This is a genomic window from Streptomyces sp. NPDC023573, assembly GCF_055559735.1.
Genome location: NZ_JBVHKB010000012.1, coordinates 79,857 through 99,892 on the forward strand (window position 1 = coordinate 79,857; position 20,036 = coordinate 99,892).

Annotated in this window: 16 protein-coding genes and 1 pseudogene; 12 read left to right on the plus strand and 5 right to left on the minus strand. The window is 68.7% G+C overall.

Annotation, left to right across the window (positions count from 1 at the left end; genetic code table 11):
- Window positions 1-417: 417 nt before the first annotated feature.
- From ACZ32T_RS31130 to ACZ32T_RS31145, 4 genes are all read left to right on the plus strand, one after another.
- Window positions 418-1,740: an extracellular solute-binding protein gene (locus tag ACZ32T_RS31130; protein WP_467370375.1), complete on the plus strand. Its 1,323-nt coding sequence runs from the start codon at window positions 418-420 to the stop codon at window positions 1,738-1,740.
- A complete protein-coding gene (locus ACZ32T_RS31135) occupies window positions 1,737-2,639 on the plus strand; it encodes a carbohydrate ABC transporter permease (protein ID WP_467267780.1) in 903 nt (300 codons plus the stop codon). The genes ACZ32T_RS31130 and ACZ32T_RS31135 overlap by 4 nt, the downstream gene beginning before the upstream one ends.
- The gene (locus tag ACZ32T_RS31140; protein ID WP_467370377.1) at window positions 2,640-3,524 is read left to right on the plus strand and encodes a carbohydrate ABC transporter permease; all 885 of its coding nucleotides are present in this window, start codon (window positions 2,640-2,642) and stop codon (window positions 3,522-3,524) included. It begins immediately after the preceding gene.
- A 310-nt stretch (window positions 3,525-3,834) separates the two neighbouring features.
- Window positions 3,835-6,204, plus strand: a complete 2,370-nt coding sequence (locus ACZ32T_RS31145; protein ID WP_467370380.1) for a beta-xylosidase/alpha-l-arabinosidase — start codon at window positions 3,835-3,837, stop codon at window positions 6,202-6,204.
- Window positions 6,205-6,382: 178 nt separating this feature from the next.
- Here the strand turns inward: ACZ32T_RS31145 and ACZ32T_RS31150 are convergent, their stop codons facing one another.
- Both ACZ32T_RS31150 and ACZ32T_RS31155 read right to left on the minus strand, forming a co-directional pair.
- Entirely contained in the window at window positions 6,383-7,570 is a 1,188-nt protein-coding gene (locus tag ACZ32T_RS31150) for a fumarylacetoacetate hydrolase family protein (RefSeq protein ID WP_467370382.1), read from the minus strand.
- A 48-nt stretch (window positions 7,571-7,618) separates the two neighbouring features.
- Window positions 7,619-9,352: an IlvD/Edd family dehydratase gene (locus tag ACZ32T_RS31155; RefSeq protein WP_467370384.1), complete on the minus strand. Its 1,734-nt coding sequence runs from the start codon at window positions 9,350-9,352 to the stop codon at window positions 7,619-7,621.
- A 104-nt stretch (window positions 9,353-9,456) separates the two neighbouring features.
- On the opposite strand from ACZ32T_RS31155, the gene ACZ32T_RS31160 reads away from it, so the two are divergent.
- Together ACZ32T_RS31160 and ACZ32T_RS31165 are read left to right on the plus strand one after the other, a co-directional pair.
- Window positions 9,457-10,257 (plus strand): FadR/GntR family transcriptional regulator, encoded by an 801-nt coding sequence (locus tag ACZ32T_RS31160; RefSeq protein ID WP_467370387.1) that lies wholly within the window; start codon window positions 9,457-9,459, stop codon window positions 10,255-10,257.
- A gap of 581 nt (window positions 10,258-10,838) precedes the next feature.
- Entirely contained in the window at window positions 10,839-11,474 is a 636-nt protein-coding gene (locus ACZ32T_RS31165) for a carbonic anhydrase (protein WP_467370389.1), read from the plus strand.
- A 510-nt stretch (window positions 11,475-11,984) separates the two neighbouring features.
- Here ACZ32T_RS31165 and ACZ32T_RS31170 read toward each other — a convergent pair.
- Complete coding sequence (locus ACZ32T_RS31170; RefSeq protein ID WP_467267768.1) at window positions 11,985-12,659, minus strand: lytic polysaccharide monooxygenase auxiliary activity family 9 protein; 675 nt, start codon at window positions 12,657-12,659, stop codon at window positions 11,985-11,987.
- Window positions 12,660-12,992: 333 nt separating this feature from the next.
- Between ACZ32T_RS31170 and ACZ32T_RS31175 the strand changes: the two genes are divergently transcribed.
- The 6 genes and pseudogenes from ACZ32T_RS31175 to ACZ32T_RS31200 all read left to right on the plus strand — a co-directional run bounded on the left by ACZ32T_RS31175 (window position 12,993) and on the right by ACZ32T_RS31200 (window position 18,336).
- A complete protein-coding gene (locus ACZ32T_RS31175) occupies window positions 12,993-13,784 on the plus strand; it encodes a calcium-binding protein (RefSeq protein WP_467370391.1) in 792 nt (263 codons plus the stop codon).
- Between the two features lie 310 nt (window positions 13,785-14,094).
- On the plus strand, window positions 14,095-14,421 hold the full coding sequence (locus ACZ32T_RS31180; RefSeq protein ID WP_467370393.1) for a hypothetical protein: 327 nt from the start codon (window positions 14,095-14,097) through the stop codon (window positions 14,419-14,421).
- Window positions 14,422-14,608: 187 nt separating this feature from the next.
- Window positions 14,609-15,069: pseudogene (locus tag ACZ32T_RS31185) on the plus strand (transposase); the annotation flags it as partial.
- 564 nt (window positions 15,070-15,633) lie between these two features.
- The gene (locus tag ACZ32T_RS31190; RefSeq protein WP_467370395.1) at window positions 15,634-16,947 is read left to right on the plus strand and encodes an NtaA/DmoA family FMN-dependent monooxygenase; all 1,314 of its coding nucleotides are present in this window, start codon (window positions 15,634-15,636) and stop codon (window positions 16,945-16,947) included.
- Between the two features lie 59 nt (window positions 16,948-17,006).
- The gene (locus ACZ32T_RS31195) at window positions 17,007-17,459 is read left to right on the plus strand and encodes a flavin reductase family protein (protein WP_467370397.1); all 453 of its coding nucleotides are present in this window, start codon (window positions 17,007-17,009) and stop codon (window positions 17,457-17,459) included.
- Between the two features lie 160 nt (window positions 17,460-17,619).
- The gene (locus ACZ32T_RS31200; RefSeq protein ID WP_467370398.1) at window positions 17,620-18,336 is read left to right on the plus strand and encodes an NADPH-dependent F420 reductase; all 717 of its coding nucleotides are present in this window, start codon (window positions 17,620-17,622) and stop codon (window positions 18,334-18,336) included.
- Between the two features lie 71 nt (window positions 18,337-18,407).
- On the opposite strand, the gene ACZ32T_RS31205 is transcribed toward ACZ32T_RS31200, so the two are convergent.
- The gene (locus ACZ32T_RS31205; protein WP_467370400.1) at window positions 18,408-18,959 is read right to left on the minus strand and encodes an NAD(P)-binding domain-containing protein; all 552 of its coding nucleotides are present in this window, start codon (window positions 18,957-18,959) and stop codon (window positions 18,408-18,410) included.
- Between the two features lie 248 nt (window positions 18,960-19,207).
- Complete coding sequence (locus ACZ32T_RS31210) at window positions 19,208-19,828, minus strand: TetR/AcrR family transcriptional regulator (protein ID WP_467370403.1); 621 nt, start codon at window positions 19,826-19,828, stop codon at window positions 19,208-19,210.
- Between the last annotated feature and the right edge of the window lie 208 nt (window positions 19,829-20,036).

Here is a 20,036-nt window from a genome sequence, read left to right on the forward strand (position 1 = left end):
TTCCTCTCGGTTGTACGTCCACCAGTGCGGTGAGCCGCCGGTCGGGCCGGCGGCTCGTCTGGAACCGGTCAACTGTACGGCAAGCCGGCACCCGTCCGGCATGTCCGGCGCAGGGCCCCTCCCCTCCGGCGCGGGATGACCTGCACCGACAGTGCGACGCCCGCGGCGGGCGCGTCGCCCTACGCTCTCAACCCTCCGTTTTCGAAAGGGTTTCGGTTCCTGTCGAGGTCTGATGGGAATCGTTCGCACTCGCTGTCATGTCAGCCCTGCCAAGACCAACAGCGCATATCTGCGCGTGTATTGACAGCTGTCAGCCCGAAACCTAACTTGCATGAACAGGTCTCTGAGAAGACTGTTTTCGAAATCTTTCACCATGACTGACGAGAAGCCTGTGGCTCTCGAGTGCGGAGGAAAGACATGGCGCTCTCCAGACGTACCCTCCTCGGCCTGGCAGCCGGCGTGCCGGTCTCCGCGGCGCTGACGGCCTGCGGCTCGTCCGGTCCCAGCGGCAGCGGCGGCGGCAGCGCCGGCGGGGCCACGTACTGGTACCTGAACGGCCAGCCGCAGGAAGGTGTCAGAGCCGGCGCGGTGGACGCCTTCAACAAGGCTCACCCGAAGGAACAGATCAAGGACACCACCTTCCAGAACGACGCGTACAAGACGAAGATCAAGACCGCCATCGGTGCCGGGCAGGCGCCCACCATCATCTGGGGCTGGGGTGGCGGGACGCTGCGCACCTACGTGGAAGCGGGCCAGGTCGAGGACCTCACGTCGTGGTTCGGCGAGCACTCCGAAGTCAAGAAAGGGCTGTTCCCGTCCTCGTTCGGCGCGGCAACCGTCGACGGCAAGATCTACGCGATGCCGTGCGAGGTCGTGCAGCCGATCATCCTCTACTACAACAAGAGGGTCTTCGACCAGGTCGGCGTGGAACCACCTCAGTCCTGGGCGGATGTCATGGCACTGGTGCCCCGGTTCAACGCGAAGGGCGTAGCGCCGTTCTCACTCGGTGGCCAGTCCCGGTGGACGAACATGATGTGGTTGGAGTTCCTGTTCGACCGCATCGGCGGCCCCGAGCTGTTCCAAGCCATCATGGAAGGCGAGAAGAACGCCTGGTCCCACCCGGACGCCATCGCCGCTCTGACCCAGGTGCAGGAGCTGGTCAAGGCCGACGGGTTCGTCAAGGGCTTCTCCTCGATCACCGCGGACTCCAACGCCGACCAGGCCCTGCTGTACCGCGGCAAGGCCGCGATGATGCTGCACGGCGCCTGGTCGTACGGCATCCAACAGACCGACGGCGGGGACTTCGTCTCCAGCGGCGCCCTGGGCTACATGAACTTCCCGCCCGTGGACGGCGGCAAGGGCGACCCGGGGAACACCGTCGGCAATCCGGCCCAGTACCTGTCCATCTCCTCGAAGGCCGGTGCCGAGGAGAAGAAGATCGCCAAGGACTTCTTCGCCACCGGCGTCCTCCAGGACGAGGAGGCGAAGAAGTGGATCGACAACGGGTCGGTCCCCATCCGGCTCGGCACGGAGGGACTGCTGGCCGCCTCCAAGAACGCCGACTTCCTGCAGTTCACCTACGACGTCGCCAGCAAGGCCAAGGTGTTCGGCCAGTCCTGGGACCAAGCGCTCAGCCCCGCGGCCGCCGAGACCCTGCTGGACAACATCGCCAAGCTGTTCCAGCTGTCCGTCTCCCCCCAGCAGTTCGCCACCAGCCTCGACGCGGCCACCGCCGGATGACCTCCGTCACCGGCCATCCACCGCGTCGCGAACCGCGCAGCATCCTGCCGTGGCTGGCGGCGCCGGCGCTGGTGGTCTTCGTCGCCTTCGCAGTGATCCCGCTCGTCGGTGTCTTCGTGCTGAGCTTCACCACCTGGGACGGGATCGGCTCCATCCGCCCGTCCGGGCTGACCAGTTGGCGCGCCGTGCTCACCGACCCCGGGCTGCCGCACGCCCTGTGGGTGACGTTTCTGGTGATGGCCGTGTCCTGGGCCGTGCAGACGCCGCTGAGCGTGCTGCTCGGCACGTTCATGGCAGGCCGCCAGCGCTACCGTGCGGTGCTGGGCGTGGTGTACTTCGTCCCGCTGATGCTCAGCTCGGCGGCGATCGCGATCGCCTACAAGGCCCTGCTGGATCCCAACTTCGGGCTCGGCGCCGGGCTGAAGATCCCGCTGCTCAGCCAGGACTGGCTGGGGAAGCCCGGGCTCGCGTTCGGCGTGGTGGTCTTCGTCGTCTCCTGGCAGTTCATCCCGTTCCACTCCCTGATCTACCAGGGCGGTGTCCAGCAGATCCCGGAGTCCCTCTACGAAGCCGCGCAGCTGGACGGGGCCGGGCGGATCCGGCAGTTCTTCAGCATCACCCTGCCCCAGCTGAAATACACCATCATCACCTCGTCCACGCTGATGGTGGTCGGGTCGCTGACCTTCTTCGACCTCATCTACGTCCTGACCGAGGGCGGTCCCGGCGACGCCACCAGGGTCCTGGCACTGGACATGTACAAGCGGGGGTTCCAGGCCAGCCTGATGGGACCGGCCAGCGCCATCGCGGTCATCCTGGTCCTGGTGGGTCTGGCCCTGGCCCTGCTGCTGCGCCGGCTCGGCGGCCGGGACGCCGGCGCGAGCCAACTCGAGGGGGCCTGAGTGACCACCACACCGACCGAGGCACGACACCTGCGGAAGACCACCCCCCGCAGACGGCAGCGCCTGCCCCGCCGGCGCAACTGGGCCGGCGGCCTGGCCGGGTGGATCTGGCTCGTCGTCGTCGCCGTCCCCCTGTACTGGACCCTCATCACCAGCCTCAAGGCCCAGAGCCGCTACTACGCGAGCAACCCGCTGGTGCCTTCGGCCGACCCGACACTGGAGAACTACCGGCTGGTCATCGAGTCCGACTTCGTCCGCTACTTCGTCAACAGCCTCGTCGTCACGGCCGGCGCCGTGATCCCGGCGGTGCTGTTCTCCTTCATGGCCGCCTACGCCATCGTCCGCGGCTGGCGCATCCGGGGCCTGCGCGCGATCAACGGGCTGTTCCTCATGGGCCTGGCCATCCCGCTGCAGGCGACGGTGATCCCGGTCTACCTGATCATCATCAAACTGCGTCTCTACGACAGTCTGCTCGCGCTGATCCTTCCGTCGATCGCCTTCGCCATCCCGCTGTCCGTGCTGGTGCTCGCCAACTTCGTCCGCGACGTGCCCAAGGAGCTGTTCGACTCGATGCGCGTCGACGGTGCCACCGAATGGACGACACTGTGGCGGCTGGCGGCACCGCTCACCCGGCCTGCCATCCTCACCGTGACCATCTTCAACGCACTGACCATCTGGAACGGATTCCTGCTGCCCCTGATCCTCACCCAGAGCCCTGAGCGCCGGACGCTGCCGCTCGCACTGTGGACCTTCCAGGGCCAGTACGGCGTCAACGTCCCTGCGGTTCTCGCCGCCGTCGTCCTCACCACGCTGCCCCTCCTGGTCCTGTACGCGTTCGGCCGCCGCCAGCTGCTGAGCGGCCTGACCGCCGGATTCAGCCGTTGACCGTCGCTGTGGCCGGTGGTCGGAGACCCTTGAAGCTCCAGGAGCGATGTCCGGCAGGAGAGACGCGGCAGGCCGGACCCCGCAGCCGTTGTCCGCGCCCCGATCCCGGTCTGCACCTCATCCGTCAGTGCGGACGGGACGGCATGCGTCACTCCGGAAGCACCAGCGGCCTCGGCCCCGGGCGAAGCGGATCAGGGCCGGAGCCGGGACGCGCCCTGCCCCGGCTCGAGTCCTACTCGTTCACTGTTCGCCCCTCGTGCCCTGACCAAGGGGCTGCGGGTGGGGGGCGTGGGAGAAAAGGAACGCCAACGTGACTGTAGAGAACATTCCCGGAACCTCCCTCTGGAACGACCTCCGCCTCTCGGCCACCGAGAGAGTCGACGCCCTGATCGACGCGATGACCCTTCAGGAGAAGACCGCCCAACTGTACGGAGTATGGGTGGGCGCCTCCGACCAGGGCGGTGAGGTGGCCCCTCATCAGCACGACATGGAGGAGGCCGTCGATCTCGACGCACTCCTGCCCTCCGGACTGGGGCAGCTGACCCGTCCCTTCGGTACGGTCCCGGTCGACCCCGCCCTGGGCGCGCTCTCCCTGGCCCGCTCACAGACCCGTATCGCCGCCACCAACCGGTTCGGCATCCCCGCTCTCGCGCATGACGAGTGTCTGGCCGGCTTCGCCGCCTGGGGGGCGACGGCCTACCCCGTTCCGCTTTCCTGGGGCGCCACCTTCGATCCGGACACGGTGCGGCGCATGGCCACCGCCATCGGCCGCGACATGCGTTCCGTCGGCGTCCACCAGGGACTCGCGCCCGTCCTGGATGTGGTGCGCGACGCCCGCTGGGGCCGGGTCGAGGAAACCATCGGCGAAGACCCGTACCTCGTCGGCACCATCGGGACGGCGTATGTGCAGGGTCTTGAGTCGGCCGGGATCGTCGCTACCCTCAAGCACTTCGTCGGTTACTCGGCCTCCCGAGCCGGTCGTAACCTCGCTCCCGCTTCCATGGGCCCGCGTGAGCGCGCCGACGTGCTGCTGCCTCCCTTCGAGATGGCTGTCCGTGAAGGCCGGGCCCGGTCGGTGATGAACGCGTACACCGACACGGACGGCATGCCCTCCGCCGCCGACGAGGATCTGCTCACCGGGCTGCTGCGCGATACGTGGGGCTTCGACGGCACCGTCGTCGCCGACTACTTCGCCATCGCCTTCCTGAAGACGCTGCACGGCATCGCAGCCGACTGGGCAGACGCCGCCGGCACCGCGCTGCACGCGGGCATCGACGTCGAACTGCCCAACGTCAAGGCATACGGTGCGCCCCTGGCCGAGGCCGTCGCGGACGGCCGCGTTCCGGAGGCGTCGGTCGATCGCGCCCTGCGCCGGGTACTCACCCAGAAGGCGGCACTCGGTCTTCTCGACCCGGACTGGAACCCGTTGCCGGCCGCGCTCCACGGAGCAGACCTGAACGATCCGGCCGCCGTGCGCGGCCGGATCGACCTGGACGGTCCGGAGAACCGCGCGCTGGCCCGCACGGTCGCGGAGAAGGCGGTGGTGCTGCTGAGCAACGACGGCACCCTGCCGCTCACCAGGCCGCGCCGCATCGCCCTGCTCGGTCCCAACGCCGACGAGCCCGTCGCCGTACTGGGTTGTTACTCATTCCCCCAGCACATCGGCGTCCGCCACCCCGGGACCCCGCTCGGCATCGAACTGCCCACGCTGCGCGACACTCTCGCCACCGAGTTCCCCGACGCCGAGATCACCTTCGCCCGCGGCACCGGAATCGACGACGGAGATCTCTCCGGCATCCGCGAGGCCTCCCGTGTGGCACGCGAGGCCGACATCGCCCTGGTGGTGCTCGGCGACCGCGCCGGGCTCTTCGGACGGGGCACCAGCGGCGAGGGGTGTGACGTCGAGACGCTGGTGCTGCCCGGCGCGCAGCAACAACTGCTCGACGCCCTGCTCGACCTGGAGACACCCGTGGTCACCGTGCTGCTCGCGGGCCGACCGTACGCCCTCGGCCGTGCCGTTGAGGAGTCCGCCGCGATCGTGCAGTCCTTCTTCCCGGGCGAGGAGGGCACCCACGCGATCGCCGGAGTGCTCAGCGGCCGTACCGATCCTTCCGGACGCCTTCCGGTCAGCGTGCCGCGCGGGCCGGGTTCGCAGCCGGCCACCTACCTCGGGGCGCGGCTCGCTCACGCCAGCGAGGTGTCCGACAGCGACCCGACCCCGGCGTTCGCCTTCGGACACGGTCTGTCCTATACGCGGTTCGACTGGACAGATCTGACCGTGGACATCGAAGAGGCCCCGACGGACGGCGAGTTCACCCTCTCCTTCACCGTCCGCAACACAGGCGGGCGGTCCGGAACCGAGATCGTCCAGGTCTATCTGCACGACCCGGTGGCCTCCGTCGTCCAGCCGGTGCAGCGCCTCGTCGGCTACGCCCGGGTCGAACTGAAGCGGGGCGAGGCCCGGCGCCTCCTCGTCACGGTCCCGGCCGACGTCGCGTCCTTCACCGGACGCGACAAGCGGCGCGTCGTCGAGCCGGGCGAGCTGGAAGTGCGCTTGGCCGCCTCCAGCGCGGATCCACGCCTGACGGCCAGGGTCACGCTGACCGGCGCGGAGCGCCACGTGGATCACATACGACGCCTGCACGCCAGGGTCGGGCAGGAGCCGGTTGATCAGGCATGAGCCGGGTGGGCGCGGCGCACGTCGCAGCAGCGGTGGCGCTGCGCACACAGGCGCATGACCGACAACGCTCGTTGCAGAGGTCCGAGTCCACCGACCCGGTGAGCGATACGTGACGCCCGGCCTCCGACGTCAGGCACCCACCCCGGAAGCTGTGGTTGCACGATGACTGCCCGTCATCTCAGAGCACGCCGCGCCGGGCGAGGCTGCGCATCAGCGCTCGTACGCCGAACGTCCAGGGCGCGGCCAGCTCGCTGGACATGACGGTGTTGACCAGAGTGCCGAGTCGCGGGCTGGAGATCCGCACGACATCACCGTACTCGTGGGTGAAACCCGCGCCGGGTGCCTGTCGGTCCTCGGTGGGGGCGAACAGCGTTCCGGTGAACAAGACGGAGCCGTCAGGGTATTGATGGTGTGGTCCGTGGGTGGCGGCCACCAGGTCCAGTATGTCGCGGCTGATCTCACGCATGGAGCTGCTGCCATGCAGTACGTAGCCGTCCGGGCCGTCGATCCGCAGGCCGATGTCGAGTCCGCGCACGGTGTCGAGGTCGAAGCCCTCGTCGAGCAGGCGGATGAACGGGCCGATCGCGCACGAGGCGTTGTTGTCCTTCGCCCGGGACAGCAGCAGGGCGCTGCGACCCTCGATGTCGCGGAGGTTGACGTCGTTACCGAGCGTCGCGCCGCGTACCTGGCCGCGCGAGTCCACGACGAGGACGACCTCGGGCTCAGGGTTGTTCCACACCGAGGCACCGAGCACTCCGATGTCGGCGCCGGTGCCGACCGCGGACAGTACCGGGGCCTTGGTGAACACCTCCGGGTCGGGCCCGATCCCGACCTCCAGGTACTGCGACCACAGTCCTTCGGCGACGAGCAGTTCCTTGGCCTTGTCGGCTTCCGGCGATCCGGGACGGATGCTGTCGATCGTGCCGCCCACCACCTGCCCGATGTGGGCCCGTACCCGCGCCGCCTGCGCCGGATCGCCGCCCGTGCGCTCTTCGATGACACGTTCCAGCAGACTGCGGGCGAAGGTGACGCCCGCGGCCTTGATCACCTGCAGGTCGATGGGGGTGAGCAGATGCGGGACGTCACTGCGGTCGGTCGGTGCCTCGACCAGTTCGTCCAGACGCCAGACGTGCCCGCCCTCGGCCTCGCGGACGACTGCCGCCGCGTCGTGGCGTTCCATGAGGTCGGAGACAGTGGGCGCGATGGCCGTCAGGTCGACGACGTGCTCTCCGCGGACCGCGCCCACACACGGTCCGTCCCATTCCGGGCTGTGGACACGCGCGACGAGGGCGGCCCGGTCGGCGTCCTCCGGCAGGAGGGAGCCGGTTGTGAGCATCGGACGGGGGCGCGTTGCTTCCGGTTCCACGATCAATGCTCTCCTGGGTCCGAGGGATGGCGGTCACCCGGCGCGGGCTCAGTGGGAGTCACGGGGGACCTCGTGACCACGGCTTCCTCGCAGGAAGCCGAAGTCGGCGCCTCGGTCCGCCTGTTCCACGTTCTGGGTGTAGAGCCAGGCGTAGCCGCTGGTATACCGCTCAGCAGGTGCCCTCCATGTCTGCCGGCGCCGCGTGAGCTCGGCGTCGTCCACGTCCAGATCCAGGGTGCGGTTCGGGACGTCGAGGACGACGGGGTCCCCGTCGCGCACGAGGGCGAGAGGCCCACCGACGGCGGCCTCGGGCGCTACGTGCAGGATCACCGTCCCGTACCCGGTGCCACTCATCCGGCCGTCGCAGACGCGCACCATGTCCTTGATGCCGGCCTTCAGCAGCTTGGCCGGCAGCGGGACGTTGGAGACCTCGGGCATACCGGGATAGCCCTTGGGGCCGGCGTTGCGGATGACGATGACGGTGTTCTCGTCGACGTCGAGTTCCGGGTCGTCGGCCACCGCGTGATAGGCCTCGGGGGAGTCGAAGACGCGCGCGGGACCTCGGTGGGTGAGCAGGTGCGGTGACGCGGCGGACTGCTTGATCACAGCGCCGTCGGGGCACAGGTTGCCGCGCAGCACGGCGATACCGGTGCCCGCGGGCTGGAAGGGGGTTTCGAGGCCGGTGATGACGTCGGAGACGATGCGTTCGGCGTTCTCGGTGTTCTCGGCGATGGTGTGTCCCGTGACCGTGATCTCTTCGCCGTGCAGCAGCTCGCCACTGAGCAGCTCGGCCATGACGGCCGGCAGGCCACCCGCGTAGCAGAAGTCCTCCATGAGGTACTTGCCACTGGGCATCAGGTTGACCAGGGTGGGAACCGACCGTACCAGTTCGTCGAAGTCCTGCAGGCTCAACTCGACACCGACGCGTCCGGCGATGGCGGTGAGATGGATGATGGCATTCGTGGAGCCGCCGATGGCCGCGTTGACCCGGATGGCGTTCTCGAACGCCGCCCGGGTAAGGATCTGCGAGGGGCGCAGATCCTCCTCCACCATCCGTACGATGCGCTGTCCCGCGGCCTGCGCGGTTTCCATCCGCCGGGAGTCGACCGCGGGCCAAGCCGCCGAGCCCGGCAACTGCATGCCGAGCGCCTCGGCCACGCAGGCCATCGTCGAGGCGGTACCCATCGTCATGCAGTGCCCGTTGGAACGGGCCATGCACCCCTCCGCGAAGAAGCACTCCTCCTCGGTCATCCGGCCGGTCTTCAGATCCTCCTCGAACTTCCACACGTGGGTGCCGGACCCCACGTCCTGGCCCCGGTACTTGCCGTTGAGCATCGGCCCGCCAGTGACCATGACGGCGGGCAGGTCGACGCTGGCAGCGCCCATCAGCATGGCGGGGGTCGTCTTGTCGCAGCCGGACAGGAGCACGACACCGTCGAGCGGATTGGCCCGGATCAGCTCCTCGACCTCCATGGCCATGAGGTTGCGGTACAGCATGGCGGTGGGGCGCATGAGGGTCTCGCCGGTGGCCATGGTGGGAAACTGAAGCGGTAGGCCGCCCGCCTGCCACACGCCGCGTTTGACGGCTTCGGCGACGTGGGTCAGATGGGCGTTGCACGGGGCGAGTTCGGAGGCGCTGGTCGCGATGCCGATGACGGGACGCCCGTCGAACACCTCGTGCCCGAGCCCCTGGTTGCGCATCCAGGAGCGGTACAGCATCCCGCTGCGTCCCTGTGCGCCGAACCAAGCCTGGCTGCGACTCGTCTTGCGGCCGTCGGTCATGTAGGCACTCCCGTGGCTCCGGCATCGTCCGCTGTGCGATGGGGGTTTTCGGGTGAGGGCCCGCAGGCCTTACCCTGTAAGGCAATCATTAAATGATTCGATGAATGGTGTCCAGGGGGCGAGCGGAGATCGTGGTGCACTTCCTGACCATGCATCAGCGGGTGGTCGACGAACTCGGGCGGCGCATCGTGGGTGGCGCGTGGGAGCCGGAGGATCCGTTGCCGGTCGAGGATGTGCTCGCGGCCGAGACCGGCGTCAGCCGAGGGGTGTTGCGGGAAGCGGTCAAGTCACTGGTGGCCAAGGGGATGCTGCACGTACGCCCGCGCACCGGCACGCGCGTGCTGCCCCCGGAGCACTGGAACCACCTGGACCGTGACGTACTGCGCTGGAAACAGGCCGGGGACGCCACGGCTCTGCTGCGCGACACGGGTGAGCTGCGCCGGATCGTCGAGCCCGAGGCCGCCCGGCTTGCTGCCGACCGGGCCGATCCCGACGAAGTGCGAGTCCTGTACGACTGCCTGGCGGCCATGGAGGCCGCGGCGGCGGAATCCGACCGCAGCGGATACGTAGAGGCCGACATCACCTTCCATCGGGCCCTGCTCGATGCCAGCGGCAACCGTCTTCTCGGCTCGCTGGGCCGCGCCATCGACATCGCGCTGGAACACAGTTTCCTCGTCAGCACCCGGACCCCGGGCGCGGTGGAAGCCTCACTGCCGGGTCACCGCGCCATCGTGCGTGCCGTCGAGGCCCGCGATCCCTCGGCCGCGGCGGCTGCCGTACTGGCCATCATCGAAGCCGCCGAAGGCGAGATCGCCCGGTCGCCCGGGATGCCGAGCGATGCGACACGGAAGTCATCGCACCCCCTGCTCGGCCCAGGGCGGTCGAGCGGACCCACGGCCGGCTGACGCTCCTCCGACGCCTCGATCGTGACGGGTGCACACGGGGTTCGGTTCGCAGGGTGATCACCATCAGCATCGGCCAGCGCGTCGCCCGGCCGCCGGAGTCGCCGCCCTTCTGCACGCGGCAGGGCTGCTCGGAGCCGTCTCCGCCACCCGCCCTCGGCACGCGACCGGCACTACGACTTGCCGCCCGGGTCCGATGTCCCCTTGCCGCGGGTGCCGCGGGCAAGGCGATCCTCGCTCTCCTTCCCGAGGGTGTCCTCGGCGACCTGCCGCTGGTCAGGTACACCGACCACACACCGTTGAACCGGGCCGGGATCAAGAAGGATCTGGAGCAGGTGTGCGAACAGGCTGGGCCGTCGGAGACGGTGAACGCATCCCGACGGCTACGGCGTCGCCGTGCCCTCTTCACCGAGCGCGCAGTGGCCGGCTCCATCCGGGCAACTGGACCGCGCGCTGAGGTTCTGCCTCGAGGGCGGCCACGCTGCCGGCCGGGGGTAAATGCTGGCCGGCAGCGTGGCCCGACCTGGCTCCTTACGGCGGGACCGGTTGCAGCGACGGCCGGTGTCGCCTCGTAGGCTGCGGTCATGACTGAGACCCAGACGCCCCGCGACGCCTTCGAGCTGCTCATGGCCGGCAACAAGCGCTTCGTCTCCGGCACTCCCGAGCACCCGAACCAGGACGCCACCCGCCGCACCGAGATCGCACCGTCCCAGCAGCCCTTCGCCGTGGTCTTCGGGTGCTCCGACTCCCGGTTGGCCGCCGAGATCATCTTCGACCGCGGCCTGGGCGACCTGTTCGTGGTTCGCACAGCCGGGCACGTAGCCGGTACTGAAGTGCTCGGAAGCATCGAGTTCGGTGTGAGCGTCCTCAACGCACCGCTGGTCGTCGTCCTCGGCCACGACTCGTGCGGGGCCGTCGCCGCGGCCTGCTCCGCCCTGGAAGACGGACAGACGCCAGGTGGCTTCGTCCGGGATGTCGTCGAACGGGTCACCCCGAGCGTGCTGGCAGCCCGCGCCGCCGGACGCGAGACGGCCGAGGAGATCCTGGCAGAGCACATCGAGCACACCGTGGACCTGCTGCTGGAGCGCTCCCGCGTCATGGCCGAACGGGTCGCCGACGGCCGCCTCGCAGTGGTGGGGCTGTCCTACCGGCTGGCCGACGGCAGTGCACAGCTCGTCGCCGACCGCGGCATCGATGCGGCGGTCCCCACCGCGTCCTGACCCGTACCGGTTGCGGCCACTCACCGGGAGGGCCGGGGCCTGCAGCCGGCGAAGCCGGTTGTCGATCGCCGGCCCCAGCCCGTCCTCCGCGGCAGGGAGGCAATGATGAGGTCGCACCCTTGCTGGTCGAGCTCGCGCAAGAATCCATGCAAGCGGTGCGCGTAGGCGTCCATTGAACCGGACCGTCCTGACGGAGAGTCCCTTCACCGGGGTGTCGGCGAAGGAGGCAGGCACAAAGACGCCGACCTTGTGGCCCCAGCCTTCGAGCTGGACATGATCAGCCGCCTGGAAGGCTGTGAAGGTAGGTATCCCCAGGTCAGCAGGCGCATTAAGGTGTCGTGCCCCTTGCCCCCAAGGGGCACGACACCCCGCCGATCAGATGTCCCGAAGAGACCAGTCAGCTCGGTGACCTGCAACGATGAGAGGGAATCGGCCGCTGACCTGTGCGAATTCCCTTTCAGTCGGCCGGACGGCGCTTCGAGGGCGTCGCCCGGGACCGGTGCCGTGAGCTCAGCCGAAGGTCACGTCGCTGCACCACATGTAGGCCTGGTCGAGATGTGAGGCCTGCCAGATCACGAACACGATGTGGTGTCCGGTGTAGCCGGAGGTCTGGACGGGGAACGTGATGTCGTTCGCCGGCGCGTAGCTGCCGGTCTGCGTGATGAAGTCGAGGTTGCCCCAGCCCAGGGTCTGGGTCTTGGGGTCGAAGCCCTGCTTGCTCACGTAGACCTTGAAGTAGTCGGCACCGTGGGACGCCTGGTCGTGCAGGTGCACCGAGAAGTTGTTGCCGACCGTGGTGGTCTTCCACGCCCCGGGCTTGTCCAGGCTGGCGTTCCGGGACAGGTTGTTGCTGCAGAGCGCCCCGTCGGGGGTCTTTGCCTGGAACTGGCCGCCGAGGCCGTCACGCAGAGCGCTCATCCAATTCCACATGGTGTCGGTATTGGTCTGCCAGGCCTGCCAGCACATGGGGTCCTGCGTTTGCATGGCCGGGTCCATGTGGTTGCTGCCCCACGTCTCCCAGCACTGGTAGGCGCGGGTGGCGGGGCCGACGATCGTGCCGTGAGCCTGGGCGGGGGTCGACCAGGCCAGCGCGCCGGCGACGACGGCGAACAGCATGACGAATGCCTGGAGGGGGCGGCGGAGGTAAGACCTCGAACGCCCAGTCAACGGAATCTTGTGATGCATGTGGGGGGAACTCCTTCCAGTGGCAAAGCTGTGATGGGAGCGCTCCCAACGGTACGACGTTCGCGTGAAGTGTCAATAAAACCAACCAAGTTGATCACAAATCGGGTCAGCGGGGAGTGTGTGCCGTGAGCGGGATGGCGGTCCTCGCCGTCATGTCGGGAGGGAGACCGGCTTGCCATGACACCGCGTCGGTCCGCGCTCTTGCAGATCCGGGCCAACCGAGGAGACTGCCTTTATTCCCCGGTCCACTCCGTACCCGGCAGCACCACGCCGAACAGGTCCGAGCGGCCCCGGGCAGATCGGTCCACCGTCACTCCCTTGGGATGAGGTCTCATGAACCGGAACCGAGCCGTCGTCAGTGCCGTCACCGTGACCCTGTTATCAGCCGGCCTCGCCGTCTGTCCTGCAGCCGCCTCCGCCTCCGCCTTGGCCTCCGTCTCCGCCTCCGAAGCGAAGGCGCGCGTCGAGGGCGACTGGGAGACTCAGACGATCGTCTTCACCGCCGCTGCGGGCCAGACCAACGACCTCAACATCTACCCGATGTACACCAGCGACGGGATCCGCCGGATCGGCTTCAGGGACGTGGTCCCGCTGGAACCGGGCGAGCACTGCGCATACTCCAGCGCCGAGGACCCCACCGCCGTCGTCTGTGAACTCCCCGCCGACAGCGCACGGCCCGACGGGATCGACGTCTTCCTCGGCGACGGCGACGACACGATCGCCGCCTTCACGCCCGGAATGAACAGGGTCAGCGGCGGCGCTGGCGACGACGAACTGCATGCCCACACCGCCCGCACGGTACTGGGCGACGCGGGGGACGACATGGTCATGGGGCCCGCGGCCCTGTACGGCGGGGATGGCACGGATCACCTGATGGGCGACAGCGAGAACCAGCGGATGTGGGGCGGCCGAGGCGACGACATGATCGAGGGTTACGGCGGTGACGACACCGTGTACGCCGGCTCCGGCGACGACCATGTCATGGGCGGGGACGGCCAGGACATCCTGCTCGGCGGCTCCGGCGACGACATGGTGCACGGGGAAAGGGGCGATGACTTCGTCTGTGGTGGCACCGGGAAGGACACCCTCGACGGCGGGGACGGCCGCGACATCGTTCTGCCGTAGGACCGCTCTCGCGGATACCGCGAGCCGGAGGCGGCTGCTGTATGACGCCAGCTCGATGACTCACCCTGGTGTAGGCGATCCGGACCGCGATGCGGACCTCGGGACCGGCTCCCACGACCCGGTGCACGTTTACGCAGGGTGAATGCGGATCGGCGTGTCCGAGGCGGTCGGTGAGCGTGTACACGTCTACCCGCCGTTGATCATCATCGACGCGTACATGTGTACTTCAGCTGTAGATCGTGATCTTGCCGACTGTGCCTGAGCACCCCCGTCGTCGCGCTCGGCCAGCCGCTCCGGCTACCCTCCGGCCATGGAGCAGGACCACCCCCTCATTCGCGACGTCTTCCCAGATCTCATCGCCGAGCTGACTGCCCTCCTGGAGGCTGAAGGAGAACGCGAGCTGGCCATCTGCGCGTGGGATCTGCGTCTGGTTGACGCGTGCGGCTGCGGCGATGACTTTTGCCAGAGCATCCGGACAGCAGAGCATCCGCAGGGGCAGCCGTACGGCCCGGGCCATCGGTGCGTGCCTCTCCCGCCCTCGAAAGGCATGCTGATCCTGGACGTCGTGGACGGCCGGATTATGTACATCGAGATACTCGATCGGCCACCCATGCACCGTCAGGGTTCACAGTCGTGACGTTCGCCCGAGCGGAAGACGAAGTGCGCGCCCGGGCTTGCCAACTCGGGTGCTGGGGCCTATTGATGGGGCTTGGTTCGGGTGCGGCCACCGTTGATCACCGTAATTTGTGTGGAGTAACGATGGGTCGGTGGCCGCAGGGCACAGCTCAGATCCCGCTCGTTGGCGGGAGGCGTTCGAGGTAGCCATGGGCCGCATCGCGGGACGGTTCGCCCGGGTTGAGCCACGGTGTGCCGGGCCGGGCGGTTGGTGCTGGGTCTGCTGACGGACCTGCCGCACAAGAACTGCTGGACGATCGCGGAGTGGGCCGGGGAAGCGAGTCCGAACGGCATGCGGCATCTGCTGTGTCGGGCCTCCTGGGATGCCGACGCCGTCCGTGATGACGTCCGCGAGTACGTCGTCGAGTACCTGCACGACGAGGAAGCGGTGCTGGTCGTGCACGAAACCGGCGATGTGAAGAAGGGGCTCCACACCGTCGGCGTACAGCGTCAGTACACCGGAACGGCCGGGCGGATCGAGAACTCCCAGATTGCCGTCTGCCTCGTCCACGCAGGTGCCCGAGGCCATACGGCGGTGGACCGGCGAGGACATCGCCTTCGCGACCGAGCCCGAGCTGACCCGCACGATGATCGAACGGTTCTACAGACGACGGCCACGCCTACCTGACGACCAGCCGCCATCCCGTGCTCCTCCCGCCCGAACTGGCCCGTCTCGTGGAGACCCAGCTCCATGCTCCCACCGCATTGCGGCAGCGACCGGCCGAGGCCAAGTTCCTTCTTTCCGGTCTTGTTCCTGGACATCCCCGCAACCCCGCAACCCCGCAACCCCGCGGGCCTCGCCGACACGAGGAAGCGCCACCGTCCGCCAGCCCGGGCCGCACGCAACACCGCGATGATGGAAGCCCTCTCCGGCCTGCCGCCCCTCGTCGTCGCGGACCTCATCGGCATCAGTCCTGTCACCGCCGATCGGTGGCCCCGGACCGCAGGCGACACCGGGTCGGCTACCTCGCTGCCCGCAACACCGGACGAGGCTCCCGCGTACGCCGAGGCACCCATGCCAGGCGGATCTGCCTTCTTGATCCAGCTCTACCGCAACGCTTTTGACAATGCGGAGAGTATCTCCGTATTCTCGTGGACAGTAAATGGAGACATCCTCCGTTTCCTTGTCTCGTCTGGAGGGCCAGTCATGCCCAACCCTCAGATGCTCTTGTGCATGCAGTTCACCAGCGGCTACGGCGCCGAGCCCGGGGCCTGGCGTCTTCCTGGGGCCAACCTGCGCAGCTATACGGACATGGATCAGTTCGTGCGGTACGCGCAGGCTGCCGAACGGGGCAAGATCCAGCTGCTGTTCTTCGCGGACACACCGGTTCTTGACGTGGACCTCGACCACCAGGTCCCGCATTTCGCGATCGATCCGCTGCTGGTGATGACGTCCATAGCGCGCGCGACAGGGCGGATCGGGCTGGTCTCCACCGCCTCCACCACCTTCAACGAGCCCTACAGCCTTGCCCGCCAGTTCAAGGCGCTGGACGTGATCAGCCACGGCCGCGCCGGGTGGAACGCGGTCACCACATCCGACCCCGCCGCCGCGGCGAACTTCGGCCGCGCTGTTCCGCCGCGGGCGGAGAAGTACGAGCGGGCCCACGAGGTCGTCCAGATCGTGCAGGCACTGTGGGGGAGCTGGGAGAAGGAAGCTTGGGTCCTGGACGTGGACGACAAGCGGTTCGCCGACATGGAGAAGATCCAGCCGGTCAATCTCCAGGGCCGCCATGTCGCCTCCCGGGGCCCGCTGCCCATCCCGCCTTCCGAGCAGGGCCAGCCGGTCATCTTCCAGGCGGGCGGCGGCGAATACGGCCTGGAGCTGGCCGGACGCTACGCTGACGGCGTCTACGCCAACCCCTACACCATCGAGGACGGCATCGCACAGCGCCAGGCACTGCGCGATGCCGCCGAGCGCGCCGGCCGCGATCCGGACGAGGTGAAGATGTTCGTCGGCTTCATGCCGGCCATCGCCGGCTCCCGCCGAGCCGCCCTCGACCGGCGGCGGTTCCTGGACGAATCAGTGGACCTGCGCCAGCGCGTCCACTACCTCGGCGCCATGATCGGCCTCCCGCTCGAGTACGGGCAGATCGACGAGCCGCTGACCGCGGACCAGCTGGCCGGCGCCGTGCCCAGCCCGCGCGACCCGCGCTCCCCCCGCGCACTGGAGGTGGTCCGGGAGGGCTGGACCTTGCGCGATGTGCTCGCCCACGGCGTCATCGACTACCACCCGGTCGTAGCCGGCACCGCCACCGATGTGGCCGACCACATGCAGCAGTGGTTCGAGGCCGGGGCCTGCGACGGCTTCTCCCTGGCCATCGACGGATACCACGATGGCGTCGACACCTTCGTCGACCAGGTCATCCCCCTCCTGCAGGAACGCGGCCTGTTCCACCTCGACTACGAAGGCCCCACGCTGCGCGACCACCTTCACGCCCGCGAGCAGTACGGTCTCGACCCGCGCGTCACCGCAACGGCGGCCCGGTAATGTCCACCAGAACTTCTCGGCAATCCGGCGCTGCGGCGCAGCGGGCGTTCCGGGACGTCATGGCCACCGTGGTGTCTCCGGTCGCCGTGGTCACCGCCCTGGACGGCACTCGCCCGCACGGCACCACGGTCAGCGCCTTCGCGTCACTGTCCCTGACGCCGCCCATGGTGCTGGTGTCGTTGGACGAACGCTCGCATCTGCTTGCGGTCGTCCGCCGCAGCGGCCGCTTCGGCCTCAACGTCCTCGGTGCGCACCAGAGCGATCTGGCCTCCGTCTTCGCCCGCTCCGGACCCGACAAGTTCGACGGAGTCGACTGGTCACTGAGCGAGGAGTTGCCGCGGTTGCCGGATGCCGCCGCATGGATCACCGCCGATGTGGCCGACAGCGTCGACACCGGGGACCACACCCTCCTGCTCGCCCACGTCATGGCCGCTGAGCCAGGGGAGGGATCCTTGCGACCGCTCACGTATCACCGGCGATCCTTCGGCACCCACACAGCACTGATCCGGTAAGCCCTGCGGCACACGGAGAAGGGCAAGAGCGAGCCTTGATCACGGGCCCGCAGCACCAGAGGGCCTGCACGCCCTGCTCCACGCGGCACTGCAGGCGATGACCCGAAAACCGCCCGGACCGCCCGGTCCTAGGCGCACATGAAGGAAGCAAGGAGCAACGATGCCGACACTGGGAATCATCGGAAGCGGCAACATCGGTTCCGCGGTCGCACGGCTGGCGGTAGCCGCGGACATCGACGTGGTGATCGCGAACTCACGCGGCCCCCAGAGCCTGACGGACCTCATCGAGGAGTTGGGGCCGCGTGCCAGCGCAGGCACCGTCGAGGAGGCGTCACGCGCCGGAGAGGCGGCCGTGCTCAGCATTCCCCTGACCGCGTACCGTGACCTGCCTACCGGCCTGCTGGAGGGCAGGACCGTGCTGTCCACCGGCAACTACTACCCGTTTCGCGACGGCCGGATCGGCGAACTCGACTCCGAGGAGATGACCACGGCCGAGCTGGAACAACAGCTCCTGCCCGGCGCGCTGCTGGTCAAGGCGTTCAACAACATCCTGGCCCACCACATCCCCCAGCTGGCCAGGCCCGCCGGGGCCCCTGAGCGCAGCGCCTTGCCCATCGCAGGTAACGACGCCGACACGAAGAGCCGGGCGGCCGAGCTGATCGGCCGGCTCGGCTTCGACACTGTGGACGCCGGAGCCCTGGAAGACAGCTGGCGCTTCGAGCCCGAGGCCGGCGCCTACACCCGTATCTACCTGGCGGATCCCGACGTGGCGGCCGAGCACATGCTCCAGGCCCCCGCGGCGCCACTGCCCGCCGACAAGCTGCGCGAGGCGCTGCAGGCGGCTCAGCGGGTGAAGGTGGCCGCGCGCACCTTCTGACAGCACCTACCGGCGGGCGCTGCCCCTGAAGCCCTTGGCCCGGCGTCGACCGACGCCGGAGCCAAGGTCGCTCAGAGCGTACGGTCGGCCTCTGCCGCGGCCAGCGCGCCCGGCATCTTCTCACGGGTGAGGTCCGTGCGGTAGCACGGCGCGCCCGGCCGCTGCCGCCACAAGTCCGCGAGCGTCCCGGCATCGAAGGCGTCGAACCCGGTGTCCTCGACCAGCGCCTGACGGCCCTGGTCATGGTTGGCGGCGACGGGGACGGCGATGCGGTCCGAGCTTCCGGCGGGTGTGCTCCTGATTGCGAAGGAGTGGGAACCGATCGCGTTCCATGCCTTGGTGATGGGCGCGCCCAGCTGTTCGGTGACCCACAGGCTCTCGACCTGACCAGCGTCGATGGCTTGATCCGGCTGTCCGGCGCCGGGTTGTAGTTCGACGTGTCGATACCGACCGTTCCGGCCGGTACACCAGGGACGAGGGGCGCGACCTGCGGAAGACGGTGCAGGGGAATCGAGAGAATGACGGCGTCGACGTCCTCGACGGCGTCTGCCGCCATCACCGTGCGCGCCGCCCGTGGAGAGCACGTCAGCCCCGATCGTGTGCGGGCCGCGCGAGTTGGCCACTTACACCTGATGCCATGCCGCGGCCAGCCGCTGGGTCAGCGTCTTCCCGATATGTCCTACGCCCGGAGTGCCGATCCTCATGATGTTTCTCCTTGCCCTGAGTCCAGTGGCGAGAAGGCGCAGACGCCGCGTCCGCCGTGTGCCAGCGGCAGCCCGCCCGCAAGCAGCGCGGTAGGCGGGTGGGCCCAGCCCGGTGGTGACCTGCCGGGAGAGTGCCCCGCGCAAGGGCGCCACGCTTCTGCCTGCTCCTACGCAGGGTTGTCGCCGCCCCCGGGGGCGGATTCCCTCGTGGGCGTCTCCCACCCGGTGCGCATGAGGGAATCGAGCGCGTCGGGCGATGACTCGTCGGCCATGGCGGCACCTCGGGCCCAGGCGGTGGCCAGCGTGCTGAGGAACAGGTCACGTCCCCGTACCCCGGGCTTGGCGCCGCCGTCGCGCTGAGCGGCGTGGAGGAAGTCGTCGGTGGTCGTGACGAAGCCCTGGCAGGTGATCGCCAGCGGGGACGTGCCTTCCGCCAGTGCGGCCCGCAATGGTTCGGGCAGACCGTCGAAGGCGGTCACCCATTCGCTCAGCGCCTGAAGCCATTGGGCGAGCGCGGCGCGGGAGTCGGTCTCCTCGCGCTGGATGGCGTCCCGGCGGGCCTCCAGTTCTTCGTCGCGGGCTTGCAGCAGGGCGGCCAGCAGTGCCTCGCGGTTGGGGAAGTGCCGGTAGAGGGTGCCCGGACCGACACCGGCCCGTTTGGCGATGGCGTCCATCGAGCCGGTGATGCCCTGCTCGGCGAAGAACTCCTCCGCGACCTCGAGGATGTGCGTGCGATTGCGCTGCTTGTCCGTCCGCTGCCGACGCTCGCCGGTGGCTGCCTCACCCATGTCGTTGCACCTCCCGTTGACAATGCGGAGACTGTCTCCGTATCGTCATTAACGAAACGGAGACTATCTCCCTATCGGTTCCGATGCTACCGCCGACCTCGGCAGGAATCGGCTGTTCCCAGGGGCAGCCCGGCGGCACATAGGCGTTCCGTGCCGACGGCCGCCGGGGCGGCATAACCCCCACGCGACAGCTCCCCGGCCGAGGCCC